28 protein-coding genes, 1 tRNA gene and 1 pseudogene are annotated in these 22,573 nt (G+C 47.8%); 23 read left to right on the plus strand and 7 right to left on the minus strand.

What is annotated here, in order from left to right:
• Nucleotides 1–30 precede the first annotated feature (30 nt).
• The 4 genes from QEN31_RS18375 to QEN31_RS18390 all read right to left on the minus strand — a co-directional run bounded on the left by QEN31_RS18375 (nt 31) and on the right by QEN31_RS18390 (nt 7,036).
• The gene (locus QEN31_RS18375) at nt 31–1,554 is read right to left on the minus strand and encodes a hypothetical protein (protein ID WP_000631140.1); all 1,524 of its coding nucleotides are present in this window, start codon (nt 1,552–1,554) and stop codon (nt 31–33) included.
• Nucleotides 1,551–3,710, minus strand: a complete 2,160-nt coding sequence (locus QEN31_RS18380) for a DEAD/DEAH box helicase (protein WP_071822256.1) — start codon at nt 3,708–3,710, stop codon at nt 1,551–1,553. Before QEN31_RS18380 ends, QEN31_RS18375 begins: the two co-directional genes overlap by 4 nt.
• Nucleotides 3,711–3,817: 107 nt before the next feature.
• Nucleotides 3,818–6,436 carry a protein kinase domain-containing protein gene (locus QEN31_RS18385; protein WP_099949706.1) on the minus strand — a complete coding sequence of 873 codons (2,619 nt, stop codon included), beginning with the start codon at nt 6,434–6,436 and terminating at the stop codon, nt 3,818–3,820.
• A gap of 363 nt (nt 6,437–6,799) precedes the next feature.
• The gene (locus tag QEN31_RS18390; RefSeq protein ID WP_000366610.1) at nt 6,800–7,036 is read right to left on the minus strand and encodes a hypothetical protein; all 237 of its coding nucleotides are present in this window, start codon (nt 7,034–7,036) and stop codon (nt 6,800–6,802) included.
• A 537-nt stretch (nt 7,037–7,573) separates the two neighbouring features.
• On the opposite strand from QEN31_RS18390, the gene QEN31_RS18395 reads away from it, so the two are divergent.
• From QEN31_RS18395 to QEN31_RS18490, 20 genes and pseudogenes are all read left to right on the plus strand, one after another.
• Nucleotides 7,574–8,449, plus strand: coding sequence for a GTPase family protein (locus tag QEN31_RS18395; protein WP_099949707.1), 876 nt, complete (start codon nt 7,574–7,576; stop codon nt 8,447–8,449).
• A 260-nt stretch (nt 8,450–8,709) separates the two neighbouring features.
• On the plus strand, nt 8,710–9,423 hold the full coding sequence (locus tag QEN31_RS18400) for a WYL domain-containing protein (RefSeq protein WP_000075762.1): 714 nt from the start codon (nt 8,710–8,712) through the stop codon (nt 9,421–9,423).
• A complete protein-coding gene (locus QEN31_RS18405) occupies nt 9,420–9,986 on the plus strand; it encodes a hypothetical protein (RefSeq protein WP_000765650.1) in 567 nt (188 codons plus the stop codon). The genes QEN31_RS18400 and QEN31_RS18405 overlap by 4 nt, the downstream gene beginning before the upstream one ends.
• 36 nt (nt 9,987–10,022) lie before the next feature.
• The gene (locus QEN31_RS18410; RefSeq protein WP_001020194.1) at nt 10,023–10,475 is read left to right on the plus strand and encodes a YfjS/YafY family lipoprotein; all 453 of its coding nucleotides are present in this window, start codon (nt 10,023–10,025) and stop codon (nt 10,473–10,475) included.
• A complete protein-coding gene (locus QEN31_RS18415) occupies nt 10,472–10,924 on the plus strand; it encodes a hypothetical protein (protein WP_000734137.1) in 453 nt (150 codons plus the stop codon). Before QEN31_RS18410 ends, QEN31_RS18415 begins: the two co-directional genes overlap by 4 nt.
• Before the next feature lie 62 nt (nt 10,925–10,986).
• A complete protein-coding gene (locus QEN31_RS18420) occupies nt 10,987–11,526 on the plus strand; it encodes a DUF4339 domain-containing protein (RefSeq protein ID WP_001104019.1) in 540 nt (179 codons plus the stop codon).
• A 273-nt stretch (nt 11,527–11,799) separates the two neighbouring features.
• Nucleotides 11,800–12,213, plus strand: a complete 414-nt coding sequence (locus QEN31_RS18425; protein ID WP_000789537.1) for a hypothetical protein — start codon at nt 11,800–11,802, stop codon at nt 12,211–12,213.
• Between the two features lie 105 nt (nt 12,214–12,318).
• Nucleotides 12,319–12,558: a DUF905 family protein gene (locus tag QEN31_RS18430; protein ID WP_001112363.1), complete on the plus strand. Its 240-nt coding sequence runs from the start codon at nt 12,319–12,321 to the stop codon at nt 12,556–12,558.
• A gap of 105 nt (nt 12,559–12,663) precedes the next feature.
• Nucleotides 12,664–12,975 (plus strand): annotated as a pseudogene (locus QEN31_RS18435) (DUF932 domain-containing protein); the annotation flags it as partial.
• Between the two features lie 117 nt (nt 12,976–13,092).
• Nucleotides 13,093–13,551, plus strand: a complete 459-nt coding sequence (locus QEN31_RS18440) for an antirestriction protein (RefSeq protein WP_099949745.1) — start codon at nt 13,093–13,095, stop codon at nt 13,549–13,551.
• Nucleotides 13,552–13,561: 10 nt separating this feature from the next.
• Entirely contained in the window at nt 13,562–14,041 is a 480-nt protein-coding gene (gene radC, locus QEN31_RS18445) for a RadC family protein (protein WP_001249724.1), read from the plus strand.
• Nucleotides 14,042–14,056: 15 nt separating this feature from the next.
• On the plus strand, nt 14,057–14,347 hold the full coding sequence (locus tag QEN31_RS18450) for a hypothetical protein (RefSeq protein ID WP_001243218.1): 291 nt from the start codon (nt 14,057–14,059) through the stop codon (nt 14,345–14,347).
• Nucleotides 14,344–14,565 (plus strand): DUF987 family protein, encoded by a 222-nt coding sequence (locus QEN31_RS18455; RefSeq protein ID WP_000691989.1) that lies wholly within the window; start codon nt 14,344–14,346, stop codon nt 14,563–14,565. Before QEN31_RS18450 ends, QEN31_RS18455 begins: the two co-directional genes overlap by 4 nt.
• Before the next feature lie 17 nt (nt 14,566–14,582).
• The gene (locus QEN31_RS18460; protein ID WP_001282845.1) at nt 14,583–14,951 is read left to right on the plus strand and encodes a type IV toxin-antitoxin system YeeU family antitoxin; all 369 of its coding nucleotides are present in this window, start codon (nt 14,583–14,585) and stop codon (nt 14,949–14,951) included.
• Nucleotides 14,923–15,294 carry a type IV toxin-antitoxin system YeeU family antitoxin gene (locus QEN31_RS18465; protein ID WP_000169463.1) on the plus strand — a complete coding sequence of 124 codons (372 nt, stop codon included), beginning with the start codon at nt 14,923–14,925 and terminating at the stop codon, nt 15,292–15,294. Before QEN31_RS18460 ends, QEN31_RS18465 begins: the two co-directional genes overlap by 29 nt.
• The gene (locus tag QEN31_RS18470) at nt 15,291–15,935 is read left to right on the plus strand and encodes a hypothetical protein (RefSeq protein WP_000091992.1); all 645 of its coding nucleotides are present in this window, start codon (nt 15,291–15,293) and stop codon (nt 15,933–15,935) included. The genes QEN31_RS18465 and QEN31_RS18470 overlap by 4 nt, the downstream gene beginning before the upstream one ends.
• Nucleotides 15,936–15,993: 58 nt before the next feature.
• A complete protein-coding gene (locus tag QEN31_RS18475) occupies nt 15,994–16,371 on the plus strand; it encodes a TA system toxin CbtA family protein (protein ID WP_099949708.1) in 378 nt (125 codons plus the stop codon).
• Nucleotides 16,368–16,859 carry a DUF5983 family protein gene (locus QEN31_RS18480; protein WP_000777708.1) on the plus strand — a complete coding sequence of 164 codons (492 nt, stop codon included), beginning with the start codon at nt 16,368–16,370 and terminating at the stop codon, nt 16,857–16,859. Before QEN31_RS18475 ends, QEN31_RS18480 begins: the two co-directional genes overlap by 4 nt.
• A gap of 25 nt (nt 16,860–16,884) precedes the next feature.
• The gene (locus QEN31_RS18485) at nt 16,885–17,079 is read left to right on the plus strand and encodes a DUF957 domain-containing protein (RefSeq protein ID WP_001537473.1); all 195 of its coding nucleotides are present in this window, start codon (nt 16,885–16,887) and stop codon (nt 17,077–17,079) included.
• 77 nt (nt 17,080–17,156) lie between these two features.
• Complete coding sequence (locus QEN31_RS18490; RefSeq protein WP_001289298.1) at nt 17,157–18,002, plus strand: DUF4942 domain-containing protein; 846 nt, start codon at nt 17,157–17,159, stop codon at nt 18,000–18,002.
• 139 nt (nt 18,003–18,141) lie between these two features.
• On the opposite strand, the gene QEN31_RS18495 is transcribed toward QEN31_RS18490, so the two are convergent.
• A tRNA-Asp gene (locus tag QEN31_RS18495) sits at nt 18,142–18,218 on the minus strand.
• A 133-nt stretch (nt 18,219–18,351) separates the two neighbouring features.
• Complete coding sequence (gene dnaQ / locus QEN31_RS18500) at nt 18,352–19,083, minus strand: DNA polymerase III subunit epsilon (RefSeq protein ID WP_077905586.1); 732 nt, start codon at nt 19,081–19,083, stop codon at nt 18,352–18,354.
• Nucleotides 19,084–19,146: 63 nt separating this feature from the next.
• Between dnaQ and rnhA the strand changes: the two genes are divergently transcribed.
• Entirely contained in the window at nt 19,147–19,614 is a 468-nt protein-coding gene (gene rnhA, locus QEN31_RS18505; RefSeq protein WP_000917872.1) for a ribonuclease HI, read from the plus strand.
• On the opposite strand, the gene QEN31_RS18510 is transcribed toward rnhA, so the two are convergent.
• Entirely contained in the window at nt 19,611–20,333 is a 723-nt protein-coding gene (locus tag QEN31_RS18510; RefSeq protein ID WP_000801243.1) for a class I SAM-dependent methyltransferase, read from the minus strand. The genes rnhA and QEN31_RS18510 overlap by 4 nt on opposite strands.
• 34 nt (nt 20,334–20,367) lie before the next feature.
• On the opposite strand from QEN31_RS18510, the gene gloB reads away from it, so the two are divergent.
• Nucleotides 20,368–21,123: a hydroxyacylglutathione hydrolase gene (gloB, locus tag QEN31_RS18515; RefSeq protein ID WP_001052773.1), complete on the plus strand. Its 756-nt coding sequence runs from the start codon at nt 20,368–20,370 to the stop codon at nt 21,121–21,123.
• Between the two features lie 71 nt (nt 21,124–21,194).
• Nucleotides 21,195–22,562 (plus strand): murein transglycosylase D, encoded by a 1,368-nt coding sequence (gene mltD / locus QEN31_RS18520; protein ID WP_000644706.1) that lies wholly within the window; start codon nt 21,195–21,197, stop codon nt 22,560–22,562.
• Nucleotides 22,563–22,573 lie beyond the last annotated feature (11 nt).

Genomic DNA, 22,573 nt, shown 5'->3' on the forward strand with positions numbered 1-22,573 from the left:
ATCCAAATAATTGCTAACCCAATAATACAGTTATTCCGTAGATATTATGTCAAGCAAATTTTGTAATCCTTGATAGGCAACAGGAACGTTTTCACTATCATACATAGATGAAAATATTTGTTTTGATCTCGTTGATTCAGATATCAATGAACTTGCTATTTTCAAATGTTCCACCTCAGACGAGATAAACCCTATTGGGATGCTAACCGGCTGATGTTCCAAATGGAAATGAAAAAGAACACATACAATTAAACCAGGTATAAGTAACAACTCTAATTTCCCATCCATAAGACATATATCTAGATTAAATAAATATTGAAACTGATCTCTATATTTAAATGCACGATCTTTAGCTGCATTATTCCGACCAGAGATCATTACATAAGTACCAACAGGATTGCTCTTTTTTTTATTCCTAGAATCCAACAGACGGTCAATCTTCTGAACAAACTCTCTTGCCCCGCGAGTTCTAGCCCAAAGGGATAGTTGGGGGGCAAGCCACAACCCGCTTTGAACGATAGTTTTTTCTGAAACAGGGAGGGTATCTATTTTTTCACCATCCTCACCAGATTTTAAACTAACCTCCTTATTAACTAACATTTCCTCCTGTTTTAGTATCTCATCTCCAAGCCTAGTGATAATTAAATCGGCGTTATGTTGTAGATAAAATGCTCCAAGTAATGGGGTGACACGTCTATTATCATAACAAACAATACGTGTTAAATGAACATCTTGAACATATCGACGCAAATCAAAAGCATCATTCGAAACATAACGTTCAAATAGCGAATAATCAAAATAATGAATAAAATCCATAAAACTATTGTTTTGCGGACGTTCTTGTTTTGAAAGTGCATCAGTAATAGCCTCTGATATTTCAAGTCTATTATTAAAAGCTTCATTATCTATATCACGTCGAATATTAACTTGGCCATCCAAATCCAGATAAAACATACACGGCAGTGGAATGCTAAAATGCTCGCCAGCATCTACCGCACTAATCTTATAGATCTCTGCTTTATTCTTCTTACAAATACTATGAAAGTGCTCTTGAAAGGCTTGCTCTGCATATTGAATTGTTTTAGATTGCCTCTCAATATTTCGTGCTGCTAACTCCACTAATGAATTTACACGTTTCAATCTGTTGGGGCGTCCTGCTGGACTAAAACTTATTAGATCAAAAATAACTTCAGAACTCCATTCTTGGATTTTAAAGAACCGAGGTAGATGATCTGAGCTATCTTGAAAACGAGTTAATGCATAAGAAGTTAGCTCTAACAGCTCATCTTCATTCCATTTAATGAGGCGTTCGTTAAGTAATGTCTGAATTATTGCATCAGTTTCTTTTTTTGTGAATCCAAAAAAATCCTGAATTTGTACAGGACTCAATGTACCACAAACATAAGCGATGCGAAGCGCGAACTCAGTAACAACGGGCAATGCCTCCTCAGCACTTATTGAGCATTCGATAGCGAAACTTTGTGCAGGAATTGCAAAAGTAATTTCATCAACAGCTAATATTTCTCTTAGTTTTTTTTCTTCCAATGTAATCATTTCTGTCCCTCCTCAATGGCTAATGCCTGAACCAAATTGAAGTTATTCCCATCACGATGTGTTTCAATGTGGTTTAATACACGGCCTAACGCTGAAGTTTGATGCCTCTCACGCCACATACGAGCAGCCCCAATGATTACTAATCTATCCATTGCACGCGAAATCGCCACATTTATTCGCTCCGAGCTGCTAAGGAACCCTTGAATACACTGATTATTATTGCGCGTCGTTGCAACGATAATGATCCGATTTTCCTTACCTTGATAACTATCAACTGTATCAATTTTAATAAGATGTCTATAACCAGTAGCCCAATCTTGTTCGCTAAGTAAACGTTGCAATAGGCGTTCTTGATTTGCATACATGCAAATTACACCAATTGGTTTTTCCTCATCTGAAGTTTCATCAATTAAATATTTGATGAATGATTCTGCTGTACATATTGAACGCAGCGTATCAATAATTTCTCTAGCTTCATAAGGATTGTCAAATCCAGGATGTTTTGCTCTTTCATAAGATTCTCCCCCAGCATCGGAAGTATCAACCCAAGTAATAATAGAACTTAATCTTTTAGGTAATTGATTAAACCAAGGTTCTGGATTTCCACGTCCAGGTTCTAACGGTTTGGGATAAAAACAAGCTGAAACCATTTCACCTATTGGTGGGGCCATTCTATATTGAGTACGTAATGTTGCTCCGACTTGTTTACCATAATCTGATTCGAAAGCACGTTCAAAATCACTACGTGTTAGTACCGCGCGATCAGAGTAATTTAGTTCTATCGATATTTTTCGCACCACTGGTTCAGGATACAAAGGTGGCAATTGACGATGATCGCCGACCAGTAACACCCTGCGACCCGACTGAATTGCTATAGCCAATTCGCCAGGTGTCGCACGAGCAGCTTCGTCGACTATCACCCAATCATAGCGATTTTTTGCTACACCAAATTGTGAGCGTCCTAGACCCACACAAGTCCCACATACAAGTGATCGGGTCTTCGCAAGAAATTCTTCAAAGTTACCTCTCAGAGTGCCTAAGCGATCTACCCACTCTTGAGACATTGCAATTACTTGCTCCAGTCTAGACACTGCATCTAAAGAAGTTACACCAAACTGATTCATTGTCTCACGGCTTAATTGATTAATCACTTCCTCTGGAGTTCCCTCCCCCGCATAACCAAACTTTTCAGATGCAATTTTTTTAAATCGTTCAAGTCGCTGATTTATTCGAGCTATCAGAGGATTATTATTAGCTTCTGATATTTCATTTTTATTTAGTTTTGTGGTTAATCTTTCTATTTCACGATTCAAACGCTTAAGTTGATATTCAATATCGAACCATCTTTCTACAAATTTGTTAGGGAGACCTAAATTTCGGTTCATTGCTGAAATTCTAACTCGCATTTCTGAGCGGAATAAGTCTCGATAATTTTGCAAAATGGAAGATGAATGATATGGATGAAGTTTTTCTGAGACCATTCCTTCTGCACCGAACCTAACAACATCTAGGGGCAGATTGCTGTGCTGACAAAGTTCAATTACTTTTTCTGCAGCATTATTAACTGCTTCATGTGACTGGCTTGCAAGAAGTATACTTTGGGCTCCTTGTGAGAGAGCATAATGGATAAATGAAGCAATGAATGAAGTTTTACCAGTGCCTGGAGGGCCTTGCAAAAGACTCAATGGGCCGTATGACCAAAGTTTAGAAAAGGCATCTCGTTGCTGTCGATTGAGTGAAAAAGATAGCTCTCCATCTTTATCATATCGATTATAAGCATCAAGATCAGAATCATTTGGCTCTGGTTGTAGATATTGTGGATGAGGGCAAGTTAATGGTTCAAAGTAGTTGATTAATGAGGGGATAGCCGATTCAGCATTTAAAATACGTGTAACTGCATGACGCCTACGAATAAAAGATGATAGATCTTGTTGACTTCGTAATTTCAAAGTGTCGCCAATATTAGTCTGAATGCGAATCTTTGGATTTTCAAGTACGAGAGTAGATTGGGTAGTCTCTCTTATATCAACATTCCCTACACGAATCAGTTCACCGTTTATTTCTTGTAATGCCTCAACTTTTGCATCTGATTCATAGTCTAAAGACTCTCCCTCTTTTCTGTAAGGTATTCGCAATTTCTCATGACGCTTATCCATATCCCTGACAACTGATGAGGTGATTTCAATTTCAGGTAAGGAATCTTCTTCTGCATCTAAAATTGCACGCCAAAGTGATGCTGTATGTGGTCTTGTTTGAGAAACAGTTAAAGTTTCTGAGTTCTCAATTTCTTCCTCATCAGAAGAAAAATCGCCACCGAGAATTCTATTCTGAATTCTCGATATTGCAGAGATAACCTCAGGTATTTTTTTACATGTTCTAATAACTTGCTAGGGTCATCCGCGGATGAGGGTTCGAATAGTATATTAGCTTCGAGTTGTGTAATGGCTTGTGATGCCATTCGTACAAATAAGCTATGGGCTATATCTTTAGTTCGTAAAAATGCAAAATCTAATTGGGTCGCTTTAAGATAGATTTGTAACTGTTTACGTACTCCGGCAAAAGCTACGATAATATGAGGCTGCTGCTTTGGCGAACGGACTCGTTCTTCACTAATACTGATATGGTATACACCATTGTCATTTATTAATTTCTGGCTGGAGGTCAGTTGCCTCATTAATACTGACAACCTCACTCCCTCATTTATTTGTGGAGGGTTGATTAACATCTCTATTTCATCATTTATTCGGTCAAGAGAATAAATTTTAAAATCCCGCCCCATACAACTTCTGATCTCATTAAGTAAAGCTGATGGATCAATCCCTTCCCAGTTAACGTCGTGTTCTAAAATCTCATTACACACTTTGGCCACAGCGTAGCAATCACGTTCCTCCATAGGCAAAGATTCGTAATCTGTAGGTACATATGCAGGAGTGAATATTATATTCTCACCTGAACAAGGTATATCAAGTGCATCAATGAAGCGAACATCTCCCACTTCTATTAGAATATTGTTAGGGTGCAGATCCCCATGTTGTAATTGCATAGCATGTAAATGTAAGACTGCCCTAACTATTTTTTTGCATAGTAATATCAATTCACGACCAACATGACATGATTTGACAGCGTCATTTAGGAATTCCCCATTCAACCATTTTTGGACTAAATAGGTTCCTGCATCTGAAACACCAAAATCAATAACTTCAGCAAGAGAAGAACAGGGCTGGGATTTTATTAGGCGAGCTTTATCGAGAAAATTCTGAAGTTGTAAAGCCTCTTCCGGTCGCTTTATATCTGGTTTCCGCCCATACCATACTTTAACCGAAACACTCTCACCAGAAAAAGTCGATTTATATAAATGACTTATGCCCTGCTTTATATTTTCCTCAATAGGATAAATAACCATTGGAATCAACTCACTTCGATAAGGCTCGAATCTACGTAAGTCAATACCTGTTTTTTCCGGATATCCTAAAGATAAGGTATTAAACGAATTAAGCATCGTTCGCGCATCTGAAAATCGACCTGCGGGAATTAAATCCAAAGCAGTTTCAAACCAAGTGCTAAGTTGTGGATCAACTTCAAAATCAGTTGGACTATTCCAAACAAATAAAGAGTCTTCTTGCTTGGGGGCTTGTAAAAATAAAATATGATGTATAACTACAGCCAATAAATAAACATCTCTACGGAATGGATCGCTCGCTTCACCTTGTCCAATTTCGGAATCCTCAGGTAAAATAGTTTTGCTTGCACGAAGCTGATCACGAAGAGAACCAACTGTTCCTAATTCAGGAAAATATGCGGTCAGGAAACCTGATATAGATATTTTAGATGGCCGTTCTAACCAAAAAGTATGATCGCTAATATCCCGATGAGCAACGCCCAAGTCATGTAAATCGGCTGCGTGGGATAAAAGTACCTTTACAAAGTTAACCCTTTCACAGAACTCTAGATCTTCACCAAAACGTTGAATGAATTCATTAAGTCTTAATTGTCTCGACGGTAGTCTATATAGTTCACAGAAGTCAGCATCTATATCATCTCGAGTTGGATGCGATAGAGGTTGCAAAACTACGCTATCAAGTTGTTCATTTTGCTCATGAATGAAACCAAGAACTTTATGCTCTCGCAATGCTATACGGGCTCGTTCATCAATAGTATCGGCTATGCCAGATAATGCTGAGAAATCCCATCGCCTTAATAATGCTTCATGTCGTTGGTCATCTTTTTTGACAGATTTGTATTCTTTGTACAATCCATCAGGATGAGGAAAAGTTGCTTCTCCAACAATTTGGAAATTATTGAATGAAAAACTTGAAGGCTTGAAATCCTTACCTCTAAAAAATGGTGTGAACACCTGCAAATATTCACAAGGCTTACGCGCTTTTTGTGGACCAAATTCGCCTTGGTACCCCCCAGATTTGGCAATTTTTAAAAACTGTTCAAGTGTACATACAAATGATTTTTCATCTTCTGGAATTTCAGAAAAGTCAGCACTCCCACACATGACAACTCTGTAATCAATGTATACTTCTGTTGCTGGCGCACTTAGACGAGTTTTAATCTTTGATGATAAAATTTTCCACTTATCGGCAAGGACTTTAACTGGTGAACGTCCCATGTCATCACCATCACATAACCAATGATCATGCATTGGTTCAATTTTTCCGCGCCACTTTTTAAGCTCCACGATTAGGAGTCTATCATGCGTCAGAAGAACTAAATCAATCTCTCGATCTCTATAAGTTGTATCCATCATCATGAAACCAGCATAGCCATGCCATTTTTGGCTAAAACTAGATGCATTGAAAACTTCTACCATCCTCTTAATTGCTTCCTTTTCTGAGACATGGATACCGTCACTACTTAGAATATCAATCTTCATTTTTATATTTTCATCAGGAGTTCCGTCATGTTAACGATTTGCAAGACTCTTAACGGAAACGCAAACAAAAAATGACAGATAACTCGTGAAATCAAGGACAAAATGCAGAACTAACTCAACAGGAGCAGTACTACATACCGCATTCAATTATTGATGAATTTTTCACCACACAACATAATGACATGTAACGTATTGATTTTAAAAATGTTAATAGTTATAAACATATTCCTTGCCATTGTTTGATTTATCAAACTGTGCACATGATCTGTAAGTCGACAATGGCCTTCTCACTGAGAAGGCCATATTTGTATTGCATCAACCAATTACTGAAATGCACAGTTTCGTTACGCAATTTTCTATAGATTACCGGTAGTCATCAGCAAGTCCGCTACTAAATAACGTTTCTGCATTTTCAGCGGTAGCAACAGCATCCTGCACATCCTGCCGTTTCAAATCTAACACTCGTAATTTACCCTTTACTTCGGCGACAGATTCGATTCGCCTGTAAGCATCAGAATGATGTTCGGCATATAGAGCAAGTCCTTTCAGTTTGGACAAAGCATCAGCCAGATGTAGGCCATGTGGATCTACCAGGTCCACAACTATTTTGCCATCCTGTTCGGCAAAGAACAGGAAATCGGGACGAACAATCTTGTACTGTTCAGCTTCAACATAAGCGATTCCCAGTGACGACTGCCCTGTGTACTGTGGATTACGACAAAGGGAAGACGTGACGACAGGATCTTGATTTCTCGATCAAGATCAGCGCCTAGTTGCGGGTCTTTGGCCTTTGCTTTAGCTATTAAATCAGTCAGCCTGGACATATATTCCTTATTCCTTATCAATTCTGAGCATTGCAGGTTCTGAACGTTTTTCTCTGAGGCGAGCTCAATGTATTGATTTTTTTGTCGGAATCAGAACGCTGAAAAATTGGCGGTAATATTAACACTAATCAACGACTTCAGCGATCCTAAAACAGGAAAGTACAGGTTATTACCAGCATGTTTGCAGCTCGATTCCCTCGATCAGTATCATCAGACAATCCCAAATAATTTCAGATAGATATCATCAAAGTGAATCCCCCGCCTCTTTAACCGGAGTGCGGGGATTTTTATTTTTTCACGCTGAGAACCCTGTATGACTAAACCTCACGGCCTTCAGGCCCTGGAACAACCGCTGTCGGCGCTTCCCGATACGCTTCGTCAGCTTATTCTTGAACGTATTCAGAACCTCACCCACTACGAGCCGGTGATTGGCATCATGGGCAAGAGCGGTGCGGGTAAGTCTTCGCTCTGTAATGAACTCTTCCGGGGTGAGGTCTCCCCCATCAGTGATGTGAACGCCTGTACCCGTGACGTGCTGCGCTTCCGGTTGCGCAGCGGTCGTCACAGTCTGATGATTGTTGATTTACCGGGTGTGGGAGAAAACGGGCTGCGGGACCAGGAATACCGTGTCCTGTACCGGCGTATGCTGCCGGAGCTGGACCTGGTGCTGTGGGTCATTAAAGCCGACGACCGGGCGCTGTCAGTAGACGAGCAGTTCTGGCATGGGGTGATGCAACCTTACCAGCAGCAGGTGCTGTTTGTGCTGAACCAGGCTGACAAAATCGAACCCTGCCACGAATGGGATATCCGCACCAGTACCCCCTCGCCACAGCAGCAGACTAACCTGAAGGCGAAACAGGCCGCCATTACCACGATATTCACTCCCCGTCATCCGGTCTGCATGGTGTCAGCGTTGACCGGTTGGGGCGTGGAAGCGATGGTGGCAACCATGATGCGCTGTCTGCCGGACCATGCCACCAGCCCGGTGGCGACACAACTGCACGGGAGGCTCTGCACCGGGCCGGTCAGGTCACAGGCCCGTGATAGCTTCGGTGAGGCCGTGGGGCGGGTGTTCGATACGGCAGAATCATCGTCGTTTCTGCCTGCGCCGCTGAAGACTGTGATACGTACCGTGCGTGATGCGGTGGTGTCCGTGGCCCGCGCGGTCTGGGACTGGATTTTCTTCTGAATGAGTAAAAGGTCATCAGGACTGTAGTGAATGACTCTGTTTATTCACCGCCTGGTAGATGATTATTTCCAGGCAGACATAACCTGTCCTGACCAGCAAAAGATACCACCAGTCGTAAGCGCGTCACCACTGCCGACGTTGCATCCACACAGTCTTCTTGCACCAGGCGTTTCGCTACGTATGACGGACACAACCCGTCAGTCCCATCCTTTACAGTAATACCATCTTAATTAACCAGTTATTAAACACGGAGATAATGCATGTCTCAGGCTGAGCGTCGTTATGACCGCTTGTCTGTCCGGCTATCGCTGATTATCAGCCGTCTGCTCGCGGGTGAAACGCTGAATATGCGCAAACTGGCCGCTGAGTTTGGCGTGTCGGTTCGCACCCTGCATCGTGATTTCCGCGAGCGTCTGATTTACCTCGACATCGAGTATCAGGATGGCTGCTGCCGTCTGCTGACCGGGGGCCGTCAGGAGATTCGGGAGGAGGCAGCAATGCAGTTCGCCCGTCAGTCAGGCACTGGCACATTGTTTCCTGATATGGACCACCATCTGGTCAGTTCGTTGCTGAGTAGCCAGGACTCCTCGCCATGCCTTATCTGGCATCAGGGGGCAACCATACCACTTTCCCGACCGGGCATCTTCACACGACTGGTCAGGGCGGTATCAGAACACCAGAAGGTAACCCTGCTTACTGACGGGAGTCGTTGTGACAGCCTTGCCCCATATCGGCTGATTTTCAGCACCGGTGAGTGGTTTCTGGCGGGAGAACATCTCGGCCGGATAACCGTTTTTGCGCTGCACACCGTTCACTCCGTGACGTTTCACCCGGAAACCTTCACACCAGACGGACATTTCACCCGCATTCTGTCCCGCCCGGACTTTTTACAGGCGTTACCTCATTTTCATATTTTACATTCACTGCTCGCTGACGACAGTTACGGGCAACTTACCCATAAGGAACAGGTATGAAATTATTCACCACGGCGGCGCTGGCCGCCAGCCTCTGCATTACCTCTGTGCCTCCGGTCCTCGCAGATGACATCATGGGCTCCGTCAGGTCCTGGCAGTACATGCAGGCCGACGGCTGGAAATCGGCCGACGGTACGGATAACAACACACTGCATAACGCCCTTTATCAGGCTGATGTAATAGGCAATTATCCCTGGACGAAACAGTTTCTGCTGCGTATTCGTGGCGGCGGTGCCTATTACCTTGCCGACAAGAAAACGCACACGGTACGCAGGCTAAATCTGAAACCGGCCAGCGGCTACACCTCTGACCTGACTTCGGTGTACCAGGGCGAAGACCAGGGGAAAGGCTGTTATTTCACCATTATCGATACGCAATATCAACTGGAGCTGGCCGAAGAACCTCACAGCAATCAGGTGCTGGCCGCCTTCCCGGAAAATTGCGTCAACAAAAAACAACAGGCGGCCCTGGCGGCCAGAAGCTCTGAAGCCGACAGGAAACTGCAGCAATGGGTGGCGCAGCAGAGCCTGGCAGAATTATGTCGTCGTACAGGCAACTGCTGAACCCGCTGAAAAACAACCATAACAGGGAGTTTTACCATGAATATATTCAATACGCGTCTGACGACCTTTCTGGTGGTTATCGGCACTCTGCTGGCATCCGGCTGCGACAGCAAGGAAGATGCTGGCGTGAAGGCGATTGCCCGGTTTAAGGACCTGACTCCGCCGCCGTTCAGCGACGTGGTGTCTCACAAATCCGATGTCGTGCAGGAATGGGTAAAAAAGGATGCCTTCGGCACACCGCTATACACGGTAATGAAAACCCGCCAGTCGCCGGAAGGCTGTGAGTCCGGTAATTATTACTACATTGCTGATATGCAGCAGAAAACGGTGCAGCCGCTGATAGCCGCCCTGTGTCTCGCGGGCAATATTACTCTGAGCTTCCGGATCGAGACTGACAGCTATACGGGTGAAAAATCAGTGGTGTATTCGCACGATGGCAAGGAAATGGGGAAACTCTATCTGCCGGATAACCAGGAGAACCATCCATGAAGAAGCTGAAAGGTGTTATCTCTGCTGCAGTCCTGAGTCTGTATTTGCTGACACCGGCCCATGCTGATGGCGGTTTTCAGGGTGCCATCAAAGGCGGCATTCCGGCCTACACCCGCGATATGCAGCATAACAAACCCTTCTGGTGTAACCAGTACAAACTGGTGAGAAAGATGTGTGAAGTGGTTTCGCAATCGGAAAACGGGCGCGTTGCCATTGTCAGAATGGTCCCCACCGACTGGAAATGCCCCAACGGTATCTGGGGGGTGGTTGACCGTTCTAATGGTGACGCCATGGAGTTGATTCCGACGGCGAAAATGTCCCTGGAGCAGTACTGCAGCAAGGCATTCAGTGCAGGTTTTGTCAAACCACAGAACAGGAAATCACTGGCCGACGTCGTGATGTACTACAACGGCAAGCCAGTCGGTTCTTTCGAATACATTGAAGAGTGAACTCCCTGCCTCAGGGGGAAGCTTCCCATATTCATTTAACACATTAAAAATAAAGGAAAAGAATGAACTGGCATTATGAGAAAAATGGCGTGCGTCACGACAATGTGACCGAAGCCGACATAACCGAACGTATTCAGCGCGGGGAGCTGAATGCCTCAACGCTGGTATGGCAACAGGGAATGACGGAATGGCAGCCGCTGTCAGTCACGCCGCTGGCAGATGTCCTGAAACAATGTGCGGTTCCCCCCGCACTGCCCGGCAATCGTATCCCCGGAGGCGTGGTCTGGACGCTGGCCTTTGCGCCCCTGATTGGGTATGCCCTGGAGATGTGGACGGCCGGGCTGAGCGGAATGGAATTTGAAGAGGCGTATGCCGCCGTGACGGAGGGGCAATACTGGTTTATCACACTGATACTGAATATTGCGCTGGGGTATCTGGATGAACGACGGCTCCGTAAATCCGGCGTTGATACCGCTGCCTTTGGCTGGCTGGCCTGGCTGGTTCCGTTTTATCTGTGGCGCAGGGCTAAAGCCCTCGGTCAGAAACCGGCTTATTTCTGGGTCTGGTTGGTTATGTTAATACTGGTGTTATTAACTGCCTGATATTCTTTATCACAGAGTTTACTAAATAATCAGGTCATTAGTGTAATTAACAAGTAAATGATGTAAATCGCCTTGGAGCAGCTGTGTCTTATTTGATTCAGAGGACAGTCAAAGTCACAATATAAAATATTCTCCCGTTGAAGTGCATACTTCGGGCATGTGTTTAATAAACAGGCCGGACTTTAATTTCGGCCTCTCGGGGGGAGTTATAAGTGTTGCGGAAACAGGGGGCTTATATTTTTATTTAACATCAGAAACACTGGAGTATTTATCATGAAAAATATTATCACCATTTTAATGGTTGCAGTTATCAGTTTCTTTACCGGTAATGTATCTGCAAACACGGCTGTACCTTTACCGCACAACCTTACTGACGTCACTGACGGTACGGAGTTCTGGTGTCAGGGGACCGATACCACTGATGGAAGATGTAAATACCTGGGTACATCCAAAGACATGCAATACGGTCTGGTACACGCTATGGGCGGTACGGCGTGTTGGGATGGTTTCTACGGCGTGATTAACTTTTACACCGGCAAAGCTCAGACCATCAAATACAACGACAATCAAAGTTGTGAAGGCGATATCAAAGCCAGTTTCGTTACGCTGAAAAACGGTAAACTGGGCGTTAAACTTTACGACAACACAATTCACGAAGTTGTCGGACTTGACCAAATTAAAATCTAAGGAATAAATCATGCGCCTGATCTGTGTGTTATTAATTTATTAATATTAGTAATTAATACAGCGCCTGCCATGATGACAGGCGCTTTTTACTATAAAGTAACAGATATGCCAGACTGTACATCACTTTTATTGCCTGAAGGCGAAGGCCCTTTCTCACGCACGCAGGCGATTGCCGTCACAACAGCTTACCGCAATGTGTTTATTGAAGATGACCAGGGCACACATTTCCGGCTGGTCATACGCGACAGTTATAATCAGTTGCTCTGGTGGGCATGGAATTTTGAAGCCCGTGCCTGGTACTGGCTGAACCGCTATCTGCTCAGCCACGGAATACCCCGACACTGACTCACCGCTGCTCACCCCACCAGCAACCACGCCAACAGGCCATGTTCCCACAGGAGCATGGCTTTTTGTTTATGCAGTTAAATCAACCCACGAAGGAAATTAACAATGCGCTTAGCCAGCCGCTTTGGACGGATTAACCAGATACGCCGCGACCGTCCCTTAACCCGTGAAGAATTAATACAGGTGGTCCCCAGCGTTTTTGGTGAGGACAAACATGCGTCCCGCAGTGAACGCTACACCTGCATACCGACCATCACCATCCTGGAAAACCTTCAACGGGAAGGGTTCCAGCCGTTCTTCGCTTGTCAGTCACGGGTTCGTGACCCTGCTCGTCGGGAATATACGAAGCACATGCTCCGCCTGCGTCGCACCGGTCAGATACACGGTCAGCAGGTGCCGGAAATCATCATCCTGAATTCGCACAGTGGTGAGTTCAGTTTTCAGTTATTGCCGGGAATTTTCCGCAGCGTATGCACGAAGCCGGTTCCGGATATCCCCGAACCGGTTATATTTCAGTCTGTTAAGGAAACCATAATGACCACAGCAATTAACCCTGAACTTATCCCTGCGCCTGATGAAACCCTCATCACCGCCACGCCCGTACCGGATGAGGACCGCCCTGACTTCTGGCCCCGCCACTTCCGGGGCGTTCCGCAGTGGATATTACTGGAGCCCCGTATCTTCGCCTGGACGGACCGCCTGTGCGCGGACTACAGCGGCGGTATCTGGCAGTTTTACACGCTGAGCAACGGTGGCGCATTTATGGCCCCGGAGGCGGATGACGGGGACGACACCTGGTCACTGTTCAACGCCATGAACGGCAACAGCGCGGACATGAGCCCTGAGGCGGTCGGGATCACCGCCTGCCTGCTGGAGTACAGCCACCATGCCTGCCGTACCGGCAGCGACCTGATGACCGCGCATTACCTCCACCTGCTGGATTATACCCTTAACCATCCTGAATGCAGCGCCATCATGCATATCACCGACTGAGGATACCGACATGAGACAACAGTTACCGCTGTTTGCCGCCACATTACCGGCATCCGCACAACAAATCATCCGGGAAGCCTTAACCCTGCTGGAGAGCCAGTTACGCGAACCCGGGGCGGCATTTACCTCCAGCCATGCTGTCCGGGACTGGCTACGCCTGCAACTCTCCGCGCCAGAGCGGGAAGAATTTGTTGCGCTCTTCCTCGATAACCAGCATCGCCTTATTGCTCACGAAACGCTCTTCAGCGGCACTATCAACCATACTCAGGTCCATCCCCGCGAAGTGGTGAAATCCGGTCTGAAACATAACGCCGCCGCTGTCATTGTGGCGCATTGTCATCCGTCGGGGCTTGCCGATCCCAGCCTGGCGGACCGTCAGATAACAGAGCGGCTCAGACAGGCCCTGGACCTAGTGGATATCCGTCTGCTGGATCACCTGGTGGTTGGCGGCATGGAGATTGTCTCGTTCGCTGAACGCGGCTGGCTTTAAAAAGGTAATGACACCATGAGAAACGATGAAACGCAGGTTATACCCGCTGATATTTTCAGTGGCGTGACCGTTCTTCGTCTGGAGAACGGGGATGAAGCGGTTTATGTACACGGTCTCTTCCTGGAGTGTGCTGATATCGCGCAGGGCGACAAACCTCTCACGGATATTGCAGCACGCCTCGCCGGGCTCCTGAAGATACCGTTCAGACAGATAACGCTACCTGTCCCGGAGGATGAGGAGTGGTGCTGGAATGATATTGTTGATGCCCTGCTGAAAAACACCAGCTCAGGCGGGACTGCCGTATGAAAATTATCAGCAAACGCCGGGCAATGGCGATATACCGCCGGCACCCGCAGTCCCGTCTGTTTCGCTTCTGTACCGGGAAATATCCGTGGTCCGGCAGCGTCTGTCACTGGTACGACCGGGACGTACAGGATATCAGTGGCGTACTGGCCGTGTACGCTGAACGACGCCGGGACCGCCACGGCCCGTACACCCGCCTGATGTGCGTCACCCTGAATTAACCCACGGAGGAAAACCGATGTCAGATAACCCCGACCGCAAACAACCGGATAATCATTCAGTCCCCTGCATCCGGGGCCGTCTGCTGCAGGACGGCTGTCTGTTCCGTTTACAGACCAGCAGGGACGATATCAGGGCGGCATTCACGGAGGAGGAGGCCCGCTGGCTGGAGCAGGCCTTCCCGCTGATATTACAGCAGATGGTCACGATGGCGTCCCCCGGCTCACCGGAGGCACAGACGCCGCATGTCTTTCACCACAACGGGCTGACCTGTGGATCAGAACCCGGTCCACAGGGCGCTGTCAGCCTGATGATTTACCCGAAATCTGATGAATCCCCCTTGTCAGAGGAACCCTTAAATGACGAAGACCACAACCACCGTACATGACCTCACGTCTCCCTGGTGGGGACTCCGCCGCAATGTGTCACCATGTTTTGGCGCACGGCTGGTTCAGGAGGGCAACCGCCTGCATTACCTGGCTGACCGCGCCGGCATTACCGGACAGTTCAGCGACGCGGATTTACGTCACCTGGACCAGGCCTTTCCGGTACTACTGAAACAACTGGAGCTGATGTTACTTTCCGGTGAGCTTAATCCCCGCCATCAGCACTGCGTCACCCTGTACGCAAAGGGACTGGTATGCGAGGCCGACTCACTCGGGTCGTGCGGCTACATTTATCTCGCCATTTACCCCGGAGAACCGCCTGAAACCGGAGGTATGGCACGATGAGCCGGGTCATTTCCACCACGGTGTATCTGTCTGATGAACTCTCAGAGTCAGCCCGCAAGAAGGCCCGCGCCTGGTACTGCGAAGGGGGGCTGGAGTATGAGTGGTACGACGCTGTTTATGAGGATTTCACCCTGATTTGCAACATCCTGGGCGTGAGACTCAAAACACGTATCTTCACCACCACCGGCGGCAGATCCTACGAAAAAGCCTGTATCTGGTTTTCCGGTTTCTGCTGTCAGGGGGACGGAGCCTGCTTTGAGGGGCTGTACCACTATCAGCCCGGTGCCGCACAACACATCAGAAAGCATGCGCCTCAGGACGAAGCGCTTCACCGTATTGCTGATGAGCTGCAGGCAATCCAGCAGCGTAACCTCTGGCAGCTTCAGGCTGATATTCAGCATCAGGGGCGCTATTACCATGAATACAGTATGCACATTACTGTTGAGCGGGACTCCCCCACCGGTCAGGAAGCCACCGATGACGCAGACGGTGTCCTGGGTGACGCGTTACGCGATCTGGCCCGCTGGTTATATCAGCAACTTGAAACGCAATACGACTGGCTGACCTCACCGGAGGCCGTGGATGAGGCGCTTATCGCCGGCGGTTACACCTTCACCGAAACCGGCCAGCGCTTCGGTTAAACTTTTTCGTCACTCCCTTCCGGTTCATTTCTTACCTTCCACCAACAGAGAACACATTATGCAGATTTTACCCTCACTCCCGCCCGGGGCGACTTCGTCACACCCCACGCCTGTCGGCATCTGGCAGACCCTGCTGTCGCATCTGCTGCTGCAACACTACGGTCTGATGCTGAACGACACCCCGTTTGCTAACGACGGCGTCATTGAGCAGCATATCAACGCCGGCATCTCCCTGTGCGATGCGCTGAACGGTATTGTTGAAAAATATGACCTGGTCCGGACCGACCGCCCGGGATTCAGTATTGCAGTGCAGTCTCCGTTCATTACCCGTATCGATATTCTCCGCGCCAGAAAAGCCTGTGGCCTGATGAAACGTCGTGGCTACCGGGCCGTTACCGACATCACCACCGGCAGATACAGCGGGGTGGCACGATGAAGCTGTCCATGACCGTGGAAGCCGATACAATCAACGTCCGGGCCCTTAATGGGGGCCGGATCGTCGTGGATATCGACGGTATTGAACTCGCCAGCCTGATCGATGTGGTCTGTGATAACGGATATTCACTTCGCGTTGCTGACGAGCCCGGAAAGCTGATTGTTGAAGATCCGCTTCCGCCCGTCGCCCGCGTTAACGGCATTCAGTGCAGCACCGCACATATCACGGAGAAAGACAATGCTCTGCTGTTTACCCTTTCACACCAGTATGAAGACTTTGGCGAGTCGGAGTGGATTTTGTATACCGGCTCCGGCTACTTACTCCACCTGGAGGCATGGTCATTTCCGGTTCTGCGGCTTAAACGGCTGGGGCTGTCGAAAGCCTGTCGACGGTTAGTGGTGACGCTGATACGCCGTTACGCCGCTGGTATTCTCCACCTGGATGCTTTCGGCGAACTCCTGCCAGGCTTTGCCACCTTCGACTGGTAACCCACTTCCCCACTGAGGTAAACACATGCCATTAACCACTGAAGAAGGGCTGCAGATCCTGATCTGCTGGCTGCAGGACAATATCGACTGTGGTACAGAGATCATCTTCGATAACGACGATACTCTCACCGGTTCAGCAGCACTCCTGCCCTCTGTTGAACAGGCCCTGAACGAGGTCCGGATGATACACTACCTCCGGCTTTTACTTTCTCCGCAGTAACACCACCTTACTGACACTCGCATAAGCGCCGGTCCTCACAGACCGGCGTTTTGTGCTTATATAAAGGAAAGAAAATAATGTCAGAACACACTAATGCCGACCCCGAAGTCTTAACTGACCATACCGATATGATTTGCTCCACCAGCATTGAACGTATCGTCACCGGACGCAACGCTGCACTTGAACAGATCAGAACCGTGACTGAGCGGATTGCAGAAATATCGGCGCTGACCAGAAGCATCGGCGGTAAAGCCGCCCTGGACTGGGGCATGAAGCAGGATTTTCGCTGCGGCTGCTGGCTGATGGAGAAACCAGAAGCGGCAATGAAAGCTATTACCCGTAATCTCAATCGCAGCATATGGCGGGACCTGATGAAGAAGTCCGGAATGCTGAGTCTGATGGACGCTCAGGCCCGTGACCAGTGGTACAGAAACCTTGAAGGTGATGATATTCCAGCCATCAGTGAAGCGAATATACTCAGTACCTTTGAGCAACTGCACCAGAGCAAAGACGAGGTGTTTGAACGCGGTGTGATTAATGTGTTCAAAAGCCTTAGCTGGGATTTTAAGTCAAATTCGCCGTGTAAATTCGGGAAAAAAATTATCGTGAACGGTCTGGTAAAATGCGACAGATGGGGATTTGGACTGAACTGGGGCTGGCAGCGTGATCGGCTCGCTGACCTGGAACGTATGCTTATGCTGCTGGATGGGAAACCCGCTCCTGATAACCGTGCTGATGTGACCCGACGCCTAGGCGATCACATTCACGATAACAGAGGGAGTAACAGTTACGAGGACGAGATGTTTAAAATCAAATATTTTCAGAAGGGAACTGCCCATATTACTTTCAAACGACCGGAACTGGTGGATAAACTGAACGACATCATCGCCAGACACTACCCGGGGAGAGTGGCGGCAGGATGAGGGTCAATCGACACGCTGATGTCCGGTACAGGCTGATTTACACCGATGCAAGCCGGACGCTGATGGCATACTGAATGGCACACCAGAAAAAACAGGAAAAGAAAAAGGCCATGCTAATCAATAGCATGGCCTCGAATAGTGGCGGAACGGACGGGACTCGAACCCGCGACCCCCTGCGTGACAGGCAGGTATTCTAACCAACTGAACTACCGCTCCGTGATGTTCCCGCTGGGAACGAGGCGAATATTACGGTTTGCGGTGTCGCCCGTCAACGCTTTTTCTCACCTTTTGAATCAGTTGCTGCAAAAATCGCCCGAAGGATGATTTTTATAGCCTAAAAAGGAATAAATTACGCCCGCCAAAGGCAACTTCCGCCCTTTTTCTGCACCAGATCAAGCCGCGATTCATGCGCAGCCAGCTCTTCCTCAGAGGCAAAAACGACCCGTAACCGGCTGGCCTGGCGAACGATTCGCTGAATGGTCGCTTCACCTTGCTGCCGTTGCGTCTCTCCTTCCATCGCAAACGTCATGGACGTTTGTCCGCCCGTCATCGCCAGATACACTTCAGCAAGGATCTGGGCATCGAGCAATGCGCCGTGCAAAGTACGTTTGCTATTATCTATCTCATAACGCGAACACAGTGCATCAAGGCTGTTACGCTTGCCGGGGAACATTTTCCGCGCCAACGCCAGGCTGTCGGTAACTTTGCAGAAAGTATTGGTTTTAGGAATATCGCGTTTAAGCAGACCAAACTCATAATCCATAAAGCCGATATCGAACGATGCGTTATGGATGACCAGCTCCGCGTCGCGGATATAATCAAGAAACTCATCGACCACATCAGCAAAAACCGGCTTATCCAGCAGAAACTCATCGGCAATACCGTGTACGCCAAAAGCCTCTGGATCGACAAGGCGATCGGGCTTCAGGTAAACATGAAAATTGTTGCCGGTCAGACGACGGTTTATCACCTCAACCGCACCGATCTCAATAATCTTGTGACCTTCATAGTGCGCGCCTATCTGGTTCATACCGGTGGTTTCGGTATCGAGGACAATCTGTCGTGTAATTGCAGTGCTCATATCGGTCATTTATGTCAGACTTGCGTTTTGTTATCGATTTCAATTACAGGAAGTCTACCAGAGATGCTTAAACAGGTAGAAATTTTCACCGATGGCTCTTGCCTGGGGAATCCAGGGCCTGGTGGTTATGGCGCTATCTTACGCTATCGTGGTCATGAAAAAACGTTTAGTGAAGGTTACACGCTGACCACCAATAACCGTATGGAACTGATGGCGGCGATCGTCGCGCTTGAAGCGTTAAAAGAACATTGCGAAGTAACATTGAGCACCGACAGCCAATATGTGCGGCAAGGAATTACCCAATGGATTCATAACTGGAAGAAACGCGGCTGGAAAACAGCGGAAAAGAAACCCGTAAAAAATGTCGATCTCTGGAAACGTCTCGATGCTGCGTTAGGTCAGCATCAGATCAAATGGGTATGGGTCAAAGGCCATGCAGGCCATCCCGAAAACGAGCGTTGTGATGAACTGGCGCGCGCCGCGGCAATGAATCCCACGCAGGAAGATAGTGGCTACCAGGCAGAAGCTTAGCCATCCGGTTTGCGATATTGCCGGGTGGCGCCAACGGTCTGGCGGATAGGGGTTTTACTTTTATTATGTCGCAGCGGATTAAGCGTAAGCGGAATGGTCCGCTTACGGGCCACAATAAGCTGTAAACAGCCCAGCGCCGGGATATGCGTATTTAAAAGCCGCCCTCCCTGCTTTTTCCAGGGTAAGACATGAAAACGGCTATAATGTAGCACTTCGAAATTGAGTAAAGACAGCCAGTCCAGTTGCCGCATAAGGGTAAACATCCGACTATTATAGGGCGGTGTTTTACGTAAAACGGGTACCAGTTTACGTAACCCCATCAAACTCAGCGGGTTAAATCCACTGATGACCAGCCAACCGTCATCAATCAATACGCGGTCGGCTTCCCGCAATAAACGGTGCGGGTCGGTACACCACGGCAAAGTATGCGCCAGCAGACAAACATCGACGGATTTACCCGCAAAAGGAAGGTGTAGCGGATCGGCCAGAACCTGCATCGGTGAGCCCTGCGATGAAACATTCACCTGATGGGAGACCGCGCACGCTTCGGAATTGATTTCTGCGCTTAAATTACCGATTTTAAGCAAATGGAAACCATACATTTTTGCAAGCCACGGATTTAGCTGCTGTTCCAGCGCCTCACGGTAGTAATTGCCCCAGGGCAACTCACCCCAACATCCGGGCGCAACGACAGTTTGAGAGAGCCTTGCCGGTTTCATCGCAACCTTCCGCTAATTATTTGAGAGGTAATATATGAATCTTAACAGTATTCCCGCGTTTCAGGACAATTACATCTGGGTGCTGACCAATGATGAAGGCCGCTGTGTGATTGTTGATCCCGGCGAAGCGGCCCCCGTCTTAAAGGCCATTGCTGAACATAAGTGGATGCCGGAGGCGATTTTTCTGACGCATCACCATCACGACCATGTTGGCGGAGTCAAAGAGCTGTTGCAACACTTCCCGCAAATGACGGTTTATGGACCGGCGGAAACGCAAGACAAGGGAGCAACCCATCTTGTTGGCGATGGCGATACTATTCGCGTTTTAGGCGAGAAATTTACTCTTTTTGCCACGCCGGGCCACACGTTAGGACACGTCTGTTACTTTAGCCACCCTTACTTATTCTGCGGCGACACGCTGTTTTCTGGCGGCTGTGGTCGACTGTTTGAAGGCACGCCATCACAGATGTATCAGTCACTTATGAAAATTAACTCTCTGCCTGACGACACTCTCATTTGCTGCGCTCACGAATACACTTTAGCTAACATTAAGTTCGCATTGAGCATACTTCCGCACGATTCGTTCATAAATGAATATTATCGTAAAGTTAAAGAGTTACGTGTAAAAAAACAAATGACATTACCCGTTATTCTTAAAAATGAGCGTAAGATTAATCTTTTTTTAAGAACTGAAGATATTGATTTAATTAACGAAATAAACAAAGAAACAATATTGCAACAACCAGAAGCGCGTTTTGCATGGTTAAGGTCAAAGAAAGACACGTTCTGATAATTCTTACTTGTCATTCGCTAACTTCGCCGTTATGATCGGTCGTCTTTTAAGCAACTATTGACACACACATGAAGGCAAAAGCGATATTACTCGCCTCTGTCCTGCTTGTGGGGTGCCAGACGTCTCAGAACACTGGCAACGTCCAACAGCACGCACAGAGCCTTTCTGCAGCTGGTCAAGGGGAAGCAGGAAAGTTTACGAGTCAGGCACGATGGATGGACGACGGAACGTCTATCGCGCCAGATCAGGACTTGTGGGCTTTCATTGGCGACGAGCTAAAGATGGGAATTCCGGAAAACAGCCGGATTCGCGAACAGAAACAGAAGTATTTACGCAATAAGAGCTATCTCCACGATGTAACTTTACGGGCAGAGCCGTATATGTACTGGATAGCGGGGCAGGTTAAGAAACGTAACATGCCTATGGAGCTGGTACTACTACCCATAGTGGAGAGCGCTTTTGATCCTCACGCAACGTCTGGCGCCAATGCCGCAGGCATCTGGCAGATCATACCGAGCACAGGGCGCAATTATGGTTTAAAGCAGACCCGTAATTATGACGCGCGTCGCGATGTTGTAGCCTCTACGACCGCCGCGTTAGACATGATGCAGCGTCTGAACAAAATGTTTGACGGCGACTGGCTGTTAACCGTTGCAGCGTATAACAGCGGCGAAGGCCGTGTTATGCGGGCAATTAAAGCAAACAAAGCGCGTGGAAAACCGACGGATTTCTGGTCGCTTTCTTTGCCCAGAGAAACAAAACTCTACGTACCTAAAATGCTGGCATTGAGTGAAATTCTCAAAAACAGCAAACGCTACGGCGTACGTCTGCCAACAACAGATGAAAGCCGAGCGCTGGCACGAGTTCGTTTAAACAGTCCAGTTGAAATGGCCCAGGTTGCGGATATGGCGGGCATGTCTATCAGCAAGCTGAAGACGTTTAATGCCGGTGTAAAAGGGTCTACCTTAGGCGTAAGCGGTCCGCAATATGTTATGGTGCCCAAAAAGCATGCCGAGCAGTTGCGTGAGTCGCTGGCTTCCGGTGAGATTGACGCCGTTCAGTCCCAACTGATCGCCGACAATACGCCGTTGAATAGCCGTAGCTATAAGGTGCGCTCTGGCGATACGCTTTCCGGTATTGCTTCGCGGCTTGGCGTAAGCACGAAGGACTTGCAGCAGTGGAACAACCTGCGTGGTTCGCGCCTGAAAATCGGGCAAAGCCTGACCGTGGGCGCTGGCAGCAGCGCGCAACGACTGGCAAACAATAGCGATAGCATTACCTATCGTGTCCGTAAAGGCGATTCGCTTTCCAGTATCGCCAGACGTCACGGGGTGAATATCAAAGATGTGATGCGTTGGAACCATGATACGGATAATCTACAACCGGGCGATCAGCTTACGTTGTTTGTGAAGGACAATAGCACGCCAGACTCCTGATATTGTCCGAC

This window comes from Salmonella sp. SA15303, assembly GCF_029962125.1.
GTDB lineage: Bacteria > Pseudomonadota > Gammaproteobacteria > Enterobacterales > Enterobacteriaceae > Salmonella > Salmonella enterica.